The following is a 16,671-nucleotide window of genomic DNA, read 5'->3' on the forward strand; positions in this document are numbered from 1 at the left end:
TTTCCTATCTATTTTATAGAGTTATTTCGAAAAATCCCCCTTATCTTCCACTTAATGGAAGAAATTATTCAATAAATCCTACGCCTGCGGTGTTGTTTGTCCGACTATCGATAATGATAAAGGAACCATTTGTACGATGGTCCTTGAACCTATCATAAAAAATAGGCTTGTTCAATTTTAAGCGCACTTTGGCGATGTCGTTCATTTGAAGTGAAGTTACATTCTCTTCAATTCCTGAATAATCCGGATGGATTTTATGCTCAATGGCATCGACCTTGGCGAGTACTTTATTCACCCCATGCTGAAGCACATACTTTCCTCCCGGGGTAAAGTCGTCACTGTCCATCCAAGATACGGTAGCGGTCAATTGTTTGTCCACCGTGGGCAAATCACCGGCTTTTACCAACATATCCCCTCGACTTACATTCACCTCATCTTCCAAAGTAATGGTAACCGAGGATCGTCTTGGTGCTGTTTGGTATTCCTTATCATAAAAATAAATGGCCTTTATTTTGGATCGGGTCATGGATGGCAATACCACTACCTCGTCGCCTACGCTTAGCTCCCCACCATACACTTTCCCTGCGAATCCGCGAAAATCATGGAAGTCTTCGGTTTTTGGTCGAATTACATACTGTACTGGAAAACGAGGTGTTCCCGCATTGTAGATGTCTTTTTGATCAAGTTCTTCCAAGTGTTCCAATAAGGTTTGCCCTTGGTACCAAGGTGTATGCTCGGAACGGTTCACTACGTTATCACCTTTTAAGGCACTAACGGGTATGAAGGTTATATTTTGATCTTGGTAATCCCTTTTTCCCATCAATTCTGAAAAATCGGCCTTGATTTTGTTATAGGTTTCTTCCGAAAAATCCACCAAGTCCATTTTGTTGATGGCCACGATAACATCTTTCACCCGCAACAGGTTGTTGATGAAAAAGTGGCGGTGGGTCTGTTCGATCACTCCTTTTCGGGCATCGATCAAAATAATGGATGCCTGCGATGTGGAGGCTCCCGTAACCATGTTTCGAGTATACTCCACATGGCCTGGGGTATCGGCAATGATGTAACTTTTGGATGGGGTTGAAAAGTAGATATGGGCCACATCAATGGTGATTCCCTGCTCTCTTTCGGCTACCAATCCATCGGTTGCCAACGAAAAATCGAGATAATCGTATCCTTTTTGTTTACTGGTCCTTTCAATGGCCTCCAATTTATCGTCGGTCATTGATTTTGTATCGTACAGCAATCTTCCGATCAAGGTACTTTTACCGTCATCTACACTTCCTGCTGTTGCTATTTTTAATACTTCCAATGCTTTATCTTTTTAGATTTCCACCTTCGTGGAAATGACTTTTGTTTTTTTTTAGAAATAACCTTGTTGTTTCCTTTTTTCCATGGCGGCTTCGGAGCGTTTGTCATCAATCCGCGCACCTCTTTCCGAAATTCTGGAATCCCTGATTTCGGCCACTACCTTATCTATGGTATCGGCATGGGATTCAACCGCTGCGGTACAGCTCATATCCCCCACGGTTCTAAAGCGCACCATTCGTTCTTCCACTTGCTCATCGTCTGCCCTAAAAACCACATCATCTTCCGCGGACCAAATCAAGCCATCCCGTAGAAAGGTATTTCTTTTGTGTGCAAAATAGATGGATGGAATTTCTATGTTTTCTTTTTGGATATAGCTCCAAACATCCAATTCTGTCCAGTTACTTATGGGAAACACCCGCACATTTTGCCCTATTTCGATTTCACCGTTGAGCATATCGAACAATTCGGGGCGTTGGTTCTTTTCGTCCCATTGTCCAAAATCGTCACGCACTGAAAAAATACGCTCTTTGGCCCTTGCCTTTTCCTCATCTCTTCGAGCCCCTCCAATACAGGCGTCGAATTTAAATTCTTCGATGGCATCCAACAGGGTCGTGGTCTGCAACATATTCCTACTGGCATATTTACCGGTCTCTTCAACCACTTTTCCCTCATCAATGGAGTCCTGAACGTTACGCACGATCAGTTCCACTCCCAGCTCTTCGACCAATCTGTCCCTAAACTCGATGGTTTCGGGGAAATTGTGGCCTGTATCAATATGCATTAAGGGAAAAGGTATTTTGGCGGGCCAAAATGCTTTTTGGGCCAAACGTACCAATGTGATGGAATCTTTTCCTCCGGAAAACAACAGTACAGGTTTTTCAAACTGTGCCGCTACTTCGCGCATAATATAAATTGCCTCATGTTCCAGAGCATTTGCGTTTGGCCTTTCCAAGCCGTTCAAGGTCTCTGGTCTATTTATTTCTTCTGTAAGTGTACTCAAAGTTCAATTTTGTTTTTACCTCTCGCTTATGCTCAAGGGGACAATTACTATTTTATTAGGTATGCAAACCACATTCGCGGTTGGCCAATACTTTGGTCGGATCAAAATATTTGTGCTCGTTCGGCAATCCCTGTGCTTTTAAATAAGCATCCAATTGGGTGTCGCTCCAATGGTAAAACGGGCTCACTTTAAGTACGCCGTCTTTGCTCAAACTCAAAACATCCAAGGAATCCCTATGGGCAGTCTGCCCTTTGCGCAGGTTGGTGAACCAAACATCAGGTTTGTGCTCGGCCATTGCCCTACGGAAAGGCTCCAACTTCACTTGCTCGGTAAACTCCTTGTGCAGGGGGTCATCTATTTGTGGAATCCCCATAACTGCATCGCGATGGGAACTTGTCTGTTTTGGCACATATAATTTTATGTTGAGTCCCAATCTGGAAATCAACTCTTCGGCATGTTTATAGGTTTGGGGTGTATTATAGCCCGTATCGCACCAAATTACCGGAATGCTTTTATCCACTTCGGTAACTGCATGCAGGATGGCCACCTCATAAGGTCTAAAATTAGTGGTGACCACGGATTTTTCACCGTGACCTATTGCCCATGATATGATTTCCTCTGGCGGAATGCCCTTAAACTGGCGGTTCAAATTATGTATTTCTTCTTGCGTCAATGCCATTGCCATTAATTTTATTTACCCCATTTGATGGAGTTCCATATTCTCTCGTGAAAAAAATAAAGCACCATTTTGGTGACCAGTTCCACCAATCCAATTGAAAAAGCCATACTTAAGGTCCCTGTTACAACCCAAGATATCAATATAGTATCCAGAGTACCCACAATTCTCCAACTTATGGATTTTACGATACTTCTTTTAGGGCTTTCCGAAGTGCTGTCCTTTGTATAAGTACTTTGCTCCTTATTACGTTTTATTATCAATTGATCAGTAATCATTTTATCAACTTTAATTACCCTATCGGATTAGTAGGGATTTCAAAAGTAAAATTATTTTTTGGAAGTAAAAGTAAAATCAACCATAAATTTACTTTTAACCTATAGTTTTAGTAGATTATCTAAAAAAAGCACTATAATTTGACAAATCAAATTGGATAAATACTGTTTTTTGAGGCTTTTACAGCAAATCGGCAAGCGTATTGTTGCGGTACACATCTAAGGCACTGTCTCTTACTTGAAGCATTAATTTATGAACGGAGCATTCCACCTCATCCGGACAATCATCACATTTTTCGTAGAAATTTAAGCTCACACAGGGAACCATTGCAATTGGTCCTTCCAAAACCCGCATTACGGTGGTCATGAGTATGTCTTCTGGATCCTTAATTAGATAGTATCCCCCACCCTTACCTTTTTTGGAGCCCAAAAGTCCATTTCTGCGGAGCGTGAGCAAAATACTTTCCAAAAACTTTTGGGAAATATTCTCTTGCTTGGCTATTTCGGCGATTTGGACAGGTTCCCGTCCCTCGACTTTTGCAAGATAGGTAAGTGCTTTGAGTCCGTATTTTGTCTTCTTGGAGAGCATCGCACGAATATAGGGAAAATTAACAATCTACCTCTAAAACCGATTTTCGGAAAGGTTATCCTAAAGCCTGCTCAATGTCAGCAATAATATCATCGATATGCTCAAGGCCCACGGAGACCCGAACCATTCCATCGGAGATTCCCACGGCCTCACGTTCTTCTGTGGAGAGCTTACTGTGGGTGGTAGATGCGGGGTGGGTAACAATGCTTCGGGCATCACCCAAATTGGCAGATAAGGATAATAGTTCAATACCATTAAAGAATTCCCTGCCTGCGTCCAGACCTCCTTTTACCTCAAAAGCAACAACACAACCACCAGCTTTCATTTGTTTTTTGGCGATTTCATGTTTTGGATGGGATTTTAAAAATGGATATTTCACCCATTCAATTTGATTATGATCTTCCAAATAGGTGGCCAGTTTCAAGGCGTTTTCACAATGCCTATCTACCCGGACAGCCAAGGTTTCCAAACTGCGGGACAATACCCACGCGTTGAAGGGTGACAATGCAGGGCCAGTGATACGGGAAAAACGATATACTTTATCCATCAACTCGCCGCTACCTACGGTGATTCCTGCCAGCACCCTTCCTTGACCGTCCATTAACTTGGTTCCGGAGTGAATCACTAAATCGGCACCAAATTTTATAGGTTGTTGTAAGTATGGGGTCGCAAAGCAGTTGTCGATAATAAATATGAGCCCGTGTTTTTTGGCAATCTTGGCCAACTCTTCCAAATCCAACACATCTACCCCCGGGTTGGTAGGTGTTTCAGCATAAAGAATCTTGGTATTGGGTTTGATCAATCCCTCAATCTCCGATAAATCATTGGCATCAAAATAACTGGTGCCAACATTCCACTTTGGAAAAAACTGAGTGAACAGGGTATGTGTGGAACCAAAAATACTCTTGGATGATATTACATGATCACCGGCATCCAGCAAGGCCGCCAAGGTGGAAAAAACTGCCGACATGCCCGAGGCATAGGCAAAACCACTCTCGGCACCTTCCATCTTGCATACTTTTTCGATGAGTTCGTTCGAATTTGGGTTGGAATATCTGGAATAAATATTCCGGGCCTTTTCCTCCGCAAAGGATGCGCGCATATCTTCCGCATCCTCAAAAACAAAGCTCGATGTCATGTAAATTGGACTGGAATGTTCCAAATTTTGACTGCGCTCCATTTGCGTTCTTATCGCTTCCGTTTCGAATTGCTTGCCTTTATTGCTCATATCTTCTCTGCTATTCTTAATATGTCACCAAATACGCCTCTTGCCGTTACGGCCGCTCCAGCTCCAGCTCCTTGAATCACCAAGGGGTGTTCCCCGTAGGACTCCGTATAAATCTCAATAATGGAATCGGAACCTTTTACCTGCCCCAAGGCACTTTCTTTGGGTGCAGAAATCAATTTTACCTCCAAAACACCCTTATCTTGTTGCAAATCGCCATGTAAATCACCTACATAGCGCAACACATGTCCTTGGTCTTGGCTCTCTTTAATTTTCTTGTACATATTATCCATCTCCCCGATGCGTTCCATGAATTTTTCAAAATCCAAGGTTTGGAGCTCATCGGGAATCAGGTTTTGCACATCAATATCGGAAAACTCATTTTGAAGATCTAGCTCCCTGGCCAGAATCAACAGCTTCCGTCCTACATCGTTCCCGGACAAATCTTCCCTTGGGTCGGGTTCAGTGAACCCACTTTCCATAGCTTCCCTTACAATTTCCGAAAAGGAAACATCTTTCTCCGAAAAAGTATTGAAAATATAACTCAACGACCCAGAGAACACCCCTTTGATCCGCGTAATGTTCTCTCCGGAAAGGTGTAACAATTTAATGGTATCAATTAGGGGCAACCCTGCCCCTACATTGGTCTCGTAGAGATATTGTTTTTGATTTTTATCCAAACACTTCCTAATGGATTTATATTTCTCAAAACCCAGCGTATTTGCTATTTTGTTTGATGAAACCAAATCGAAGCCGTGTGCTATCAAGGGTTCGTACTGCTCCACAAACGTTTTGCTCGCCGTATTGTCAACCGCTATCAGGTTCTCTAAATGATGCTGTTTGGCAAAGGCCATTATATCACCAATCTGATAGGGTTGCCCCTCTTTTTCCAAACGTTCTTTCCAATCGGCACCAACCCCTGAAGCATCCAAAAGCACTTTTTTGGAATTTGCTACGGCAAACACTTTTAAGTCAATGCTTTTTCTTTCCTCAATACTGTTTTTGGAATCTAAAATCTGACTGATCAGCGTGCCCCCTACATTGCCATGTCCAAACAATGCCAGATTGATTTTCTTGGCAATCCCGAAGATTTGCCCATGAATCACATTGATGGCCTTGTTCAAATCGGATTTCTTCACCACCATACTCACATTCTTCCCGGTAACCGTATTGTTGAAAAGCAAGGGCGTGATTTGGTTTTTGGCCAATGCATTGAACGGCTTGTGGAAGCTGCTCAAATCCATCCCAACAATGGAGATGACGGAGACATCCTTCACCACCGAAATCTGGTTGATGTCCTGGGAAGAATAATCCGTCTCGAATTCTTGGTCCAGCACTTTTTTGGCCTTATCGGCTTTGGATTCGTCCACAACAAGGCCAATGCCCCGTTCCGATGACCCTTGGGAAACAATCCCGACACTGATGCCATTTTGGCCCAAGGCTCTAAAAATCCGCATGTCCACACCCACTTTTCCGAGCAGTCCCCTCCCCTCTAAATTGATAAGGGCCATGTTATCGAGCACCGAAAGGGATTTAATTCCACCATTGTCGGTTTTCGGCCCGATCAAGGTTCCTTCGTTGTCATCGTTGAAGGTATTGCAGATACGCAGCGGAATATTTTTCTCGATCAATGGAATTATGGTTTTCGCATGGAGAATGTTTGCCCCGAAATTAGCAAGTTCATTGGCTTCACCATAGGATATCACATCAATCAACTTGGCATCTTGTACCAAATCTGGATTGGCGGTAAAAATACCGTCCACGTGGGTGTAGTTGATCAGTTCGCCCGCGTCCAAAAAGTTGGCCAACAAGGCTGCTGAGTAATTGGTCCCATTTCTTCCCAAAGTAGTGGTCGCCCCTTCTTTGTTGGAAGCGATAAAACCGGTGACAACAGGAATGGTACCCGCTTTCAGGTTGTGGAAATATCGAATCACGTTTTCTTTGGAAAGTCCCTCATCTACCTCCGCATTGCTAAAACTATCATCGGTTTTAATGAGTTTACGGGAATCCAACAGCTCCGCTTTGATTCCCTTTGCGTTCAAAGCGGCAGTCACATATTTCCCCGATATCAGTTCGCCGAAGGACAATACTTCATCCTTGGTTTTTAGACTGTAATCACCTGTTAGTGAAACCCCGTTCAATATTTTTTCGATGGCGGCCAGCTCCCGATCAATATCGAGACCATCAAAATTATTTTTCTGATAGTCGGCAAACTTTTTTAGATCTGTCTGAAAATCGACTCCCTTGGCTGCCTTTTCGAGCAAGTTTTCCAATTGGTCCGTGGCCTTTCCACGAGCGGAAACCACGACGGCAAAGTGTTCCTTCTCTTCAAATCTTTGAGTGATAATTTTCAATACGCGCTGAATACCTTCACCGTTGGCCAAGGATTTTCCACCAAACTTTAAAATTTTGATGCGTTCGGTATTTTTCCGAAAAACGGTTTCCAACAATTTTTCCAATTGCCCAAACTCCATCAAAAAGGCATCGTGACCATGTACCGATTGCACTTCACCATAGGTGACATTGGTGTTGGCTTGGGCCAATCTTTTGAAAGTCTCCTTGTTCTCCTCAGCCGTAAAGAACAAATCGGAATTGACCCCGATGATATGGATTTTGGTATCACTTTCCTGCAATGCCCTGAAAGCCCCTTCCCCATTACGGGTAATGTCGATGGACTTTAGCAATTGATTCATCAACTTATAGGCGGACAACTGAAAACGCTCCTGCAATTTTTTACCGTGGTGCATCAACCAAGATTCCACATTAAAAACCTGTAGCTCTTCGTTGGTACTTCTTTTGAATCGCTCTTTGAAAGATTCTGGAGTGCGGTAGCACAACATCGCATGCATACGGGCATCGTGCACGGGCTGTTTGGAATTCACCAAAAACTGCTCTTGAATCTGACAGTTGGCAATCAACCAATCCGTGGATTTCCAATCGGATGCCACGGGAATTAAGTGTTCCGTAATATTTGGGTTGATGGCTGTCATTTCCCAAGCAATTCCACCTCCCAATGAACCACCGATAATGGCGAACAATTTATCGATTTTCAATTGCTCCAATCCCCAGAGAAACATTCCGGCAATATCCCCGGCCACAAAATCCTTGTAGTTTTCGATAATAAAACCATCGAAACCATTTCCTGGGATATTGAATGCCAAAATGGTGTACTTCTCCGTATCGATACATTTGCCATCCCCTATCAAATCGGACCACCACCCATCTTTGCCTGCTACGTTGGAATTACCGGTGAGCGCGTGGTTTACCAAGATTATGGGTGCCGAATGCAAGGGTTTCCCAAATATCTGATAGGATAACCCAATATCCTGCTCGATGCCACTCAGCGTTTTAAAATTTTCTATTTTCAGATAATTCAACATAGCTATTCCATCACATTATTAACTCCGATTAAATACTTGCAAAGGCATTTTTTAAATCTGCCTTTAGATCGGACAAATCTTCCAAGCCTACGGACAATCGGATCAAATCTTGGGTTACCCCTGCGGACTCTTGATCTTCTGCGCCCAACTGTTGGTGCGTTGTACTTGCAGGGTGGATAATCAAGGATTTTGTATCGCCAATATTGGCCAACAACGAAAATAGTTTGGTCTGGTCCGCAATTTTCTTGGCGGCCTCATATCCTCCCCTAACACCAAAGGTAACAATACCACTTTGTCCATTGGGCAAGTACTCATCCGCCAAGGCTTTATAGGTATTGGAATCCAACCCTGGATAGTTTACCCACTCAACTTCCTCCCTGGTTTCCAGCCATTGTGCCAATGCCAGAGCATTCTCACTGTGTTTTTTCATGCGAATTTCCAAGGTTTCCAATCCTTGAATAATCTGAAAGGCATTAAAAGGGCTCAAGCATGCCCCGTGATCCCGTAATCCTTCCACCCGAACCTTGGCAATATATGCTGCTGGTCCAAGTGCATCGTGATAGACCAATCCGTGATATCCTGGAGAAGGTTCAGTGAATTCCGGGAACTTACCATTGGTCCAATCAAAATTACCTGCGTCGATTATAACGCCGCCCAGAGCCGTCCCGTTGCCATTAATGTATTTGGTAAGGGAATGAATGACGATATTGGCCCCGTGTTCAATTGGGTTCAATAGTGCTGGTGAAGCAACGGTATTATCCACAATAAATGGCACTTGTGCCGCTTTAGCTTCTTTGGAAATTGCTTTTAAATCCAGTACATCCAACTTTGGATTGCCCAAGGATTCCACAAAAAAAGCCCTGGTATTCTCTTTTACGGCTTTACCAAAATTGGATGGATCCGATGGGTCTACAAATGTTGTGGTGATGCCCAAACGGGGCAGGGTTACGCTAAATAGGTTATAGGTACCACCATACAAGCTGTTGGAAGCTACGATATGGTCCCCGGCTTTGAGCAAGACCAGCAATGCGGTGTTTATCGCTCCAGTTCCCGAAGCTGTGACCACTGAGGCAATTCCGCCTTCCAAAGCGGCAAGTCGCTGCTCCAGAATATCGTTTGTCGGGTTATTGATCCTTGTGTAAATATTTCCAAACTCTGCCAAGGAAAAAAGATTGGCCGCATGATCGGAATCGTTGAACACATAGGCTGAACTCTGATAAATGGGCACCGCTCTTGTTCCTCCGTTTGCTGTTACATCGTGTCCTGCATGCAGGGCATTGGTAGAAAATTTCTGATCGCTCATGACTTTGCTTTTTTTTAATTGTTAAAACCAAACATTAAAAAGTCAAACCCTTAGCCCGTGGGCGTAAGAAAATCAAAAAGTTATAAGAAAATGAAATCGAAAATGGTCGATTGTCGTTATCTATACCCAACCGGGATAGAATGTAGCACCTTCTCGGCACTGGGGGCCAAGGGTTGCTAAGGCTTCAAAGGGTCTACTCCCTCCACCTTTCTTGATAACTAATCAATACTTGTTTGAACTTCGAACGACAAATATACTGATGGAAAATTTGATTTTCCTAATCTTTTGGAGAAATTTTACCAAATGAGCCTGTCCACGAACCTCTAATATTTATTTCAACACCGTAAACTCAATATTGGAATCGGTAAAAACAGTGTGCGTCTGTGTTTTGAAATCGGATTCGTCCGCTTTAAAGATATTCTCCACATAAGTCTGCGGGTTTAGGTCAATAAGCGGGAACCAAGTGCTTTGCACCTGAATCTGTAATTTGTGCCCCTTTTTAATAGTATGGAACACATCCTGAAGCTTGATGTTCACATCGGTTTTTTTATTTGGCGTGAACGGTTCTGGGTCCGAAAAACTGTTCCTGAAACGACCGCGGAGCACCTCGCTCCTCACCATTAAATGGTAATTGCTCATTTTAAGGTGGTCTTGCATTTCCTCATTGGTCTCGGCATCCGCCGGGTGCACATCGATTACTTTAACAATCCAATCGGCTGCCGTGCCCGTGGTTGCCACTTTTAGTTTAGCCAGGATATCTCCTGCCAAAGTCAGGTCTTCCTCCATCACATCGGTTTCAAATACCAAAACATCGGAACGGCGAGCGGCGAAACGCTGGTCGTCCGTCATGTATTTTCTTGGAGTGAAAACGGTCTTCACATCTTCGGAATAGGGAACAGGTTTCCTCACATTGCTGATAAACTGAATTCCCGTAGTTCCCTTCCGCTCGGAAGTGAGTTCTTGATCTTCGGACAAGTACATGGTTTGTTTGGTGGCATTCTCCGGTGGCCATGCATCATACTTTTTCCACTCTTTTCTACCGGTATCAAACACATAGGCTTCGGGCAAGCCTGAATCCATATCGCCTTCCCCTTTTAGGAAGTGGTTGAAGAACTTCGTCTCAATTTCTTTTTGAAAAAACAAGGAAATGGAATCACCGAAATAGTAGTTTCCCACCGTGTTTCGTTGCTTTGTCCTAGCCCAAGCTCCATGGTCCCAAGGTCCAAAAACCATGGTATTATAGTTGCCCTCGTTGTACTTTTCAATGTTTTTATAGGTTTCCAGCGGACCATAAAGGTCTTCGGCATCAAACCAACCTCCCACTACCATCGTGGCCACACTGCTCTTCACATTTTTCAAATGTTGGATAAGTCCCCTACTTTGCCACATGGCATCATAATTCGGGTGTTCCTTCAACTCGTTCCAAAAGAAATCATCCGTAACACCTTCGGGACGCATTGTAGGGGTGTCAGCTGTTTCATATTCAAAAAAGTAATCCAAGTTTTTGAGCGGCCCTGCATCCAAAAAGAACTGGTACTGATCTTCTGTTGGAAGTTCTGGCAAGGTATACCAAGCTGTATCAATGGGCTGGTCACCATTGGGACGCGGTGTTCCAAACAAGGAAGTTGCCCTGAAATAACTCAACAAATAAGCACCATTGTGGTGAAAGTCATCAAAAAAGAAGTCCCCTATACTTGCCTGTGGCGAAGCGGCTTTCAATGCTGGATGCGCATCCACGGTGGCATAAGTAGCATAAAATCCGGGATACGATATTCCCCAAACACCTACATTGCCATTATTGTTTTCCACATTGTTCACCAACCATTCAATGGTGTCGTAGGTATCCGAACTTTCGTCCACTTGGCCATCGGAGGTTTTATTGGGAATATAAGCTCTCATATTTTCGTAATGCCCCTCGCTGAGCCATCTTCCCCTAACATCTTGGTAAACGATGATGTTCCCTTCTTTCATCAAGTGCTCGTTGGGACCAATTTTGGTCTTAAAATTACCCTCCCCATATGGTCTGGAACTATACGGAGTGCGCTGCATGATGATGGGGTACGCTTTGGAGGTATCCTTCGGGGAATAAATGGTGGTATGCAGTTTTACCCCGTCCCGCATTTCAATGTCCACTTCTTTTTTGGTGTAATTGTCGGCGACATAGGTGTCGACCGCTTTTGTTTCGGTCTTGGTTGTTTTTTTACAACTGACGGTCACCGTCAACATTAAAATACTTAGAAACAGGATGCTAACTGAACTTCTCATTTTTATTTTTTTGATATGCTAAAACTACTAAAGTTCGCTGGAGTATACCAATAAAAAAAGGAGCCTCATTGAAGCTCCTTTATATGTATTTGTACTGATGGTTTACAGACCAAAGCTTTCTTTCACCTTGTCCACCATATCCAATTTTTCCCATGTGAACAGCTCCACTTCCTTTTCGATTCTTCCATTGTAGGGAGATTCAAAAACCTTGGTCACGGTTTTGGGCGCTTTCCCCAAATGGCCATAAGCAGCGGTTTCCAAATAAATGGGATTCCGAAGTTTTAAACGCTCTTCAATGGCAAACGGTCGCATATCGAACAGTTCGGATGCTTTTTGGGCAATTTCACCATCCGTCATATCCACATGGGAAGAGTTATAGGTATCCACAAAAATGGATGTGGGTTCCACTACGCCAATGGCATAGCTTACCTGCACCAAAATCTCGCCTGCAACACCCGCGGCGACCAAATTTTTGGCCATGTGCCGGGCAGCGTAGGCCGCACTTCGGTCCACCTTGCTCGGGTCCTTTCCGCTAAAAGCACCACCTCCGTGGGCTCCTTTACCGCCGTAGGTATCCACAACAATTTTTCTTCCGGTAAGGCCGGCATCACCGTGTGGCCCTCCGATCACGAACTTTCCTGTTGGGTTGATGTGGTATTTAATGTTCTCCGTGAACAATTTTTGGATGCTCTCAGGCAATAATTTTTTTACTTCAGGAATCAAGATGTTGATAATATCATCCTTGATCTTGGCCAACATCGCTTCGTCCGAATCAAATTCATCATGCTGAGTGGAAACAACAATGGTATCTATCCGCTGTGGGACGTTGTCATCCGAATATTCAATCGTTACCTGGGCCTTGGCATCAGGACGTAGGTATGGAATGCGTGTTCCCTCTCTTCTTAAATTGGCCAACACCTCCAAAATCTTGTGCGAGATATCCAATGCCAAAGGCATGTAATTCCCAGTCTCCGTGGTAGCATAACCGAACATCATTCCTTGGTCGCCCGCTCCCTGCTCTTCCTTGGTGCCGCGATCCACTCCTTGGTTGATGTCCTGAGATTGCTCGTGGATCAATGAAATCACCCCACAAGAGTCCCCGCTAAATTTATATTCACCCTTGGTATAGCCGATTTTGTTGATAACCTCACGGGCTATACTTTGCAAATCCACATAGGTATGGCTCTTTACCTCGCCGGCCAAAACCACCTGACCCGTGGTCACCAAGGTTTCGCATGCCACTTTGCTCTCGGGGTCAAAGGCCAAAAAATTATCCAGCAATGCATCACTTATCTGATCCGCAATCTTATCTGGATGTCCCTCACTAACGGATTCTGATGTAAACAAATACGCCATTTCTCTTTTTTAAAATTGAAGATTCGACAAAAAAGTGCGAAGAAGTTCCAAACCCTTGGTGAAGAGATGCCAACGGGGTTGGCACGAACTGCTTTAGCATTTTTCGTGTACCCGATTAAAGATACCGAGGTTGCAATCAGTCAAATCTTTCCTCGTTTTCAAGCGCAAAAGTACGTATTTGGAACATATTATAAAACTTTGTTTGCAGCCAATGCAAGATCATCCATTTGAACCGGTTTTTTTTCTTCAAGCGGATATACTTTGTATATTGCGATGATTAAAAACTCCCTAATCCATAAACACCAACTTAAAACACTTACACCCCATGCATATTGCTGTAGCAGGAAATATTGGCGCTGGAAAAACCACTTTAACAAACTTACTTGCAAAACATTACAAATGGGAAGCCCATTTTGAGGATGTGGTGGACAATCCCTATTTGGATGATTTTTACAACCAGATGGAACGTTGGAGCTTTAACCTCCAGATTTACTTTTTGAACAGTAGATACCGTCAAATTTTAAAAATCAGGGAAAGCGGCAAGAGTGTGATCCAAGACCGGACCATTTACGAGGATGCCCACATTTTTGCACCCAACCTGCACGCCATGGGCTTGATGACCAATCGTGATTTCGAAAACTACAAAGGTCTTTTTGAGTTAATGGAGAGCTTGGTGCAACCCCCAGACCTTTTGATTTACTTGCGAAGCACCATCCCCAATTTGGTAAACCAGATTCACAAACGTGGTCGTGATTACGAAAATTCCATTTCCATTGATTACCTCAGCCGCTTGAACGAACGCTACGAAGCATGGGTAAACACTTACCAAAAAGGAAAACTGCTCATTTTTGATGTGGACAATTTGGATTTTGTGGATAACCCAGAAGATTTAGGAGAAGTCATCAATCGTATAGACGGGGAAATTCATGGATTGTTCGAGTAGGGGCTTTTTTACTCGACTACCTTTCCCAATTCTTCTTTGCGGACAAAATATTAGGTATATTTAGATGCTTTTGCACGCTAAACAAACCAATATTAAGTCACATGAAAACAATGCAACCTACCAAATATGCAACTTTACTGTTTGCATTCCTCCTCTTTTTTACCGCTAATGCCCAAGAACTCACCAAAGTTTCACCCGAAGAAGTTGGCATGTCTTCCGAACGTTTGGGAATTTTATCCCAAACCTTTCAGGATTATATTGATGGGGATGAATTATCGGGGGCCACAATTCTTGTAGCTCGAAAAGGCAAGATTGCCTATTTTGAATCCTTCGGAATGAATGATCTCGAGAACAATATACCCATGACCAATAGTTCCATGTTCAGAATAGCCTCCCAAACAAAGGCCATTGTAAGTGTTGGCATCATGATGCTGCAAGAGCAAGGCAAACTATTGATCACCGATCCGGTGGGCAAGTACATTCCCGCCTTTATGGAGACAACGGTTGCCGTAAGCAAGGATGATGGTTCTTACGACATTGTAAAAGCGAACAGACCCATTACCATCCGCGATTTACTGACACACACTTCCGGGGTTTCGTATGGAGAGGGAACCGCGGCCGATCTTTGGGAAAAAGCAAAAATACAAGGATGGTATTTCGCAGACCGGGAAGAGCCCATATTGGCCACGGTTACCCGAATGGCCGGATTGCCTTTTGAGTCACAGCCCGGGGAACGATTTGTTTATGGTTATAACACCGATATTCTTGGTGCTTTGATCGAGGTGGTCTCGGGAAAGACCTTGGATGTTTTTTTACAAGAAAATATTCTTGGCCCATTGGGCATGGACGATACTCATTTTTACCTACCCGAAGCCAAAAAAGAACGTTTGGCCGTAGTGTATTCCCCTTCGGAAAATGGTTTGGAACCTGCGCCCAATCCCGGGGGCATGGTTGGCCAAGGCGCTTACGTGGAAGGCCCTCGAAAGAGTTTTTCCGGTGGAGCTGGATTGTTGAGTACCTCGATGGACTACGCCAAATTCCTGCAAATGATGCTCAACAAAGGAACTTTTAACGGAAAACGTATTATTTCCCCCAAAACAGTTGAACTCATGACGGTAAACCATCTGGGAAAAGCCACCTTTCCTTGGGTTGGGGGTACTGGGTTTGGCTTGGGCTTTTCCGTAGTTGAGGATTTGGGAGATAGGGGCACACTGGGTTCCGTTGGTGAATATGGATGGGGCGGTGCCTACCATTCCTCCTATTGGGTAGACCCAAAAGAAGAATTGGTTGTGGTTTATTTCACCCAATTGATTCCCTCGGGAGATATTGATGATCATGGAAAATTAAGGGCTTTAATCTATCAGGCATTGGTGGACTAAAAGAACTTTTTTTTCGGTTCCCTCGTTAAAAAGCCCCATTGACTCATTGGTGGTTTACTTCGGTTCCTTTTCAAAGTAGTTTAGAGTTGGGATGAGCCCACTACTATTAACTATGCCTTTTTAGGCCAAAACTTTGAAATTATGGAACCAAAAAAAAATCCACAACTTGATGTAAGACGAAACAGCCTACTCTACTTTTTTGTAGGGATGACCTTGGTACTTTTGATGGCTTATTTAGCCCTGGAATGGAAAACATATTATCCAGATGATGCTTGGGAGGTAGGTGATCTAAAAGTCGATGAGGATTTGATTGAAGACGCAACCATCCTCAAACTTAAAATTCCGGAGCCTCCCAAACCCAAGATCAAAACACCACCTGTAATTGATATTGTAGAGGATGATAAAGATATAGAGGAAACAGTAATTGAGGCTATAGAACCTGACCAGAATACAGAGATTACAGCTATTGAAAGTATTGATGTTGCAGAGGAAGAAATCACAGAAGAAATTCCGATTGTTTTGGTAGAAAACGCACCTATTTTCCCAGGTTGCGAGAATGAGAAAACTGAAGAAAACAAAAGAGAATGTTTTCAAGAAATGGTTCAAAAGCACATTAGAAAGAACTTCCGTTATCCTGATCCTGCTAAAGAAATGGGGTTACAAGGCCGTGTAAGTATTATGTTCACCATTGAAAAGGATGGAAGTATTGATAATGTTCAACTTCGTGGACCCCATAAATCCCTGGAAGAAGAAGCTGCCCGAATTATTTCAAAATTACCAACTATGAAGCCAGGACAACAGAGGGGTATCCCTGTTAAGGTTTCATACTCTCTTCCCATTACCTTTAAATTAAACTAATCCATCTCGACTGCGTTCAATGGTGACAGCATAAAAAGAAGCCGTCTCATTTCACAGAATGGGGCGGTTTTTTAATTTGGTGTCTTTGACCTCTTAATTTTCCTATTTTGG

13 protein-coding genes and 1 riboswitch are annotated in these 16,671 nt (G+C 43.5%); of the genes, 3 read left to right on the top strand and 10 right to left on the bottom strand.

The window, feature by feature from the left end:
- Window positions 1–64: 64 nt before the first annotated feature.
- The 10 genes from VM932_RS08385 to metK all read right to left on the bottom strand — a co-directional run bounded on the left by VM932_RS08385 (window position 65) and on the right by metK (window position 13,380).
- Window positions 65–1,312 (bottom strand): sulfate adenylyltransferase subunit 1, encoded by a 1,248-nt coding sequence (locus tag VM932_RS08385; protein WP_326278360.1) that lies wholly within the window; start codon window positions 1,310–1,312, stop codon window positions 65–67.
- 51 nt (window positions 1,313–1,363) lie between these two features.
- On the bottom strand, window positions 1,364–2,263 hold the full coding sequence (gene cysD, locus VM932_RS08390) for a sulfate adenylyltransferase subunit CysD (protein ID WP_326278379.1): 900 nt from the start codon (window positions 2,261–2,263) through the stop codon (window positions 1,364–1,366).
- Window positions 2,264–2,366: 103 nt separating this feature from the next.
- Entirely contained in the window at window positions 2,367–2,990 is a 624-nt protein-coding gene (locus VM932_RS08395; protein WP_326278361.1) for a phosphoadenosine phosphosulfate reductase domain-containing protein, read from the bottom strand.
- 11 nt (window positions 2,991–3,001) lie between these two features.
- A complete protein-coding gene (locus VM932_RS08400) occupies window positions 3,002–3,265 on the bottom strand; it encodes a DUF2061 domain-containing protein (protein ID WP_326278363.1) in 264 nt (87 codons plus the stop codon).
- A 178-nt stretch (window positions 3,266–3,443) separates the two neighbouring features.
- Entirely contained in the window at window positions 3,444–3,851 is a 408-nt protein-coding gene (locus VM932_RS08405; RefSeq protein ID WP_014033276.1) for an RrF2 family transcriptional regulator, read from the bottom strand.
- 55 nt (window positions 3,852–3,906) lie between these two features.
- Window positions 3,907–5,079 carry a trans-sulfuration enzyme family protein gene (locus tag VM932_RS08410; RefSeq protein ID WP_326278365.1) on the bottom strand — a complete coding sequence of 391 codons (1,173 nt, stop codon included), beginning with the start codon at window positions 5,077–5,079 and terminating at the stop codon, window positions 3,907–3,909.
- Window positions 5,076–8,456: a bifunctional aspartate kinase/homoserine dehydrogenase I gene (gene thrA, locus VM932_RS08415; protein WP_326278366.1), complete on the bottom strand. Its 3,381-nt coding sequence runs from the start codon at window positions 8,454–8,456 to the stop codon at window positions 5,076–5,078. The genes VM932_RS08410 and thrA overlap by 4 nt, the downstream gene beginning before the upstream one ends.
- A gap of 28 nt (window positions 8,457–8,484) precedes the next feature.
- Window positions 8,485–9,759, bottom strand: coding sequence for an O-acetylhomoserine aminocarboxypropyltransferase/cysteine synthase family protein (locus VM932_RS08420; RefSeq protein ID WP_326278367.1), 1,275 nt, complete (start codon window positions 9,757–9,759; stop codon window positions 8,485–8,487).
- Between the two features lie 113 nt (window positions 9,760–9,872).
- Window positions 9,873–9,980: riboswitch (SAM riboswitch) on the bottom strand.
- A 109-nt stretch (window positions 9,981–10,089) separates the two neighbouring features.
- Window positions 10,090–12,024 (bottom strand): CocE/NonD family hydrolase, encoded by a 1,935-nt coding sequence (locus VM932_RS08425; RefSeq protein WP_326278368.1) that lies wholly within the window; start codon window positions 12,022–12,024, stop codon window positions 10,090–10,092.
- 102 nt (window positions 12,025–12,126) lie between these two features.
- Complete coding sequence (gene metK, locus VM932_RS08430) at window positions 12,127–13,380, bottom strand: methionine adenosyltransferase (protein WP_326278369.1); 1,254 nt, start codon at window positions 13,378–13,380, stop codon at window positions 12,127–12,129.
- A gap of 325 nt (window positions 13,381–13,705) precedes the next feature.
- Between metK and VM932_RS08435 the strand changes: the two genes are divergently transcribed.
- The 3 genes from VM932_RS08435 (at window position 13,706) to VM932_RS08445 (ending at window position 16,560) form a co-directional block, all read left to right on the top strand.
- On the top strand, window positions 13,706–14,323 hold the full coding sequence (locus tag VM932_RS08435) for a deoxynucleoside kinase (RefSeq protein ID WP_326278371.1): 618 nt from the start codon (window positions 13,706–13,708) through the stop codon (window positions 14,321–14,323).
- A gap of 101 nt (window positions 14,324–14,424) precedes the next feature.
- Entirely contained in the window at window positions 14,425–15,702 is a 1,278-nt protein-coding gene (locus tag VM932_RS08440) for a serine hydrolase domain-containing protein (RefSeq protein WP_326278373.1), read from the top strand.
- Between the two features lie 141 nt (window positions 15,703–15,843).
- Window positions 15,844–16,560 (top strand): energy transducer TonB, encoded by a 717-nt coding sequence (locus VM932_RS08445; RefSeq protein WP_326278374.1) that lies wholly within the window; start codon window positions 15,844–15,846, stop codon window positions 16,558–16,560.
- The last annotated feature ends 111 nt before the right edge of the window (window positions 16,561–16,671 follow it).

Source organism: Flagellimonas halotolerans, assembly GCF_035818535.1.
Classification (GTDB): Bacteria; Bacteroidota; Bacteroidia; order Flavobacteriales; family Flavobacteriaceae; genus Flagellimonas; species Flagellimonas halotolerans.

What these genes read in the sequence shown, in the direction of transcription:
- VM932_RS08395 (WP_326278361.1), bottom strand. Translation starts at nt 2,990, where the DNA reads ATGGCATTGACGCAAGAAGAAATACATAATTTGAACCGCCAGTTTAAG.
- VM932_RS08400 (WP_326278363.1), bottom strand. Translation starts at nt 3,265, where the DNA reads ATGATTACTGATCAATTGATAATAAAACGTAATAAGGAGCAAAGTACT.
- VM932_RS08405 (WP_014033276.1), bottom strand. Translation starts at nt 3,851, where the DNA reads ATGCTCTCCAAGAAGACAAAATACGGACTCAAAGCACTTACCTATCTT.
- VM932_RS08410 (WP_326278365.1), bottom strand. Translation starts at nt 5,079, where the DNA reads ATGAGCAATAAAGGCAAGCAATTCGAAACGGAAGCGATAAGAACGCAA.
- thrA (WP_326278366.1), bottom strand. Translation starts at nt 8,456, where the DNA reads ATGTTGAATTATCTGAAAATAGAAAATTTTAAAACGCTGAGTGGCATC.
- VM932_RS08420 (WP_326278367.1), bottom strand. Translation starts at nt 9,759, where the DNA reads ATGAGCGATCAGAAATTTTCTACCAATGCCCTGCATGCAGGACACGAT.
- VM932_RS08425 (WP_326278368.1), bottom strand. Translation starts at nt 12,024, where the DNA reads ATGAGAAGTTCAGTTAGCATCCTGTTTCTAAGTATTTTAATGTTGACG.
- metK (WP_326278369.1), bottom strand. Translation starts at nt 13,380, where the DNA reads ATGGCGTATTTGTTTACATCAGAATCCGTTAGTGAGGGACATCCAGAT.
- VM932_RS08435 (WP_326278371.1), top strand. Translation starts at nt 13,706, where the DNA reads ATGCATATTGCTGTAGCAGGAAATATTGGCGCTGGAAAAACCACTTTA.
- VM932_RS08440 (WP_326278373.1), top strand. Translation starts at nt 14,425, where the DNA reads ATGAAAACAATGCAACCTACCAAATATGCAACTTTACTGTTTGCATTC.
- VM932_RS08445 (WP_326278374.1), top strand. Translation starts at nt 15,844, where the DNA reads ATGGAACCAAAAAAAAATCCACAACTTGATGTAAGACGAAACAGCCTA.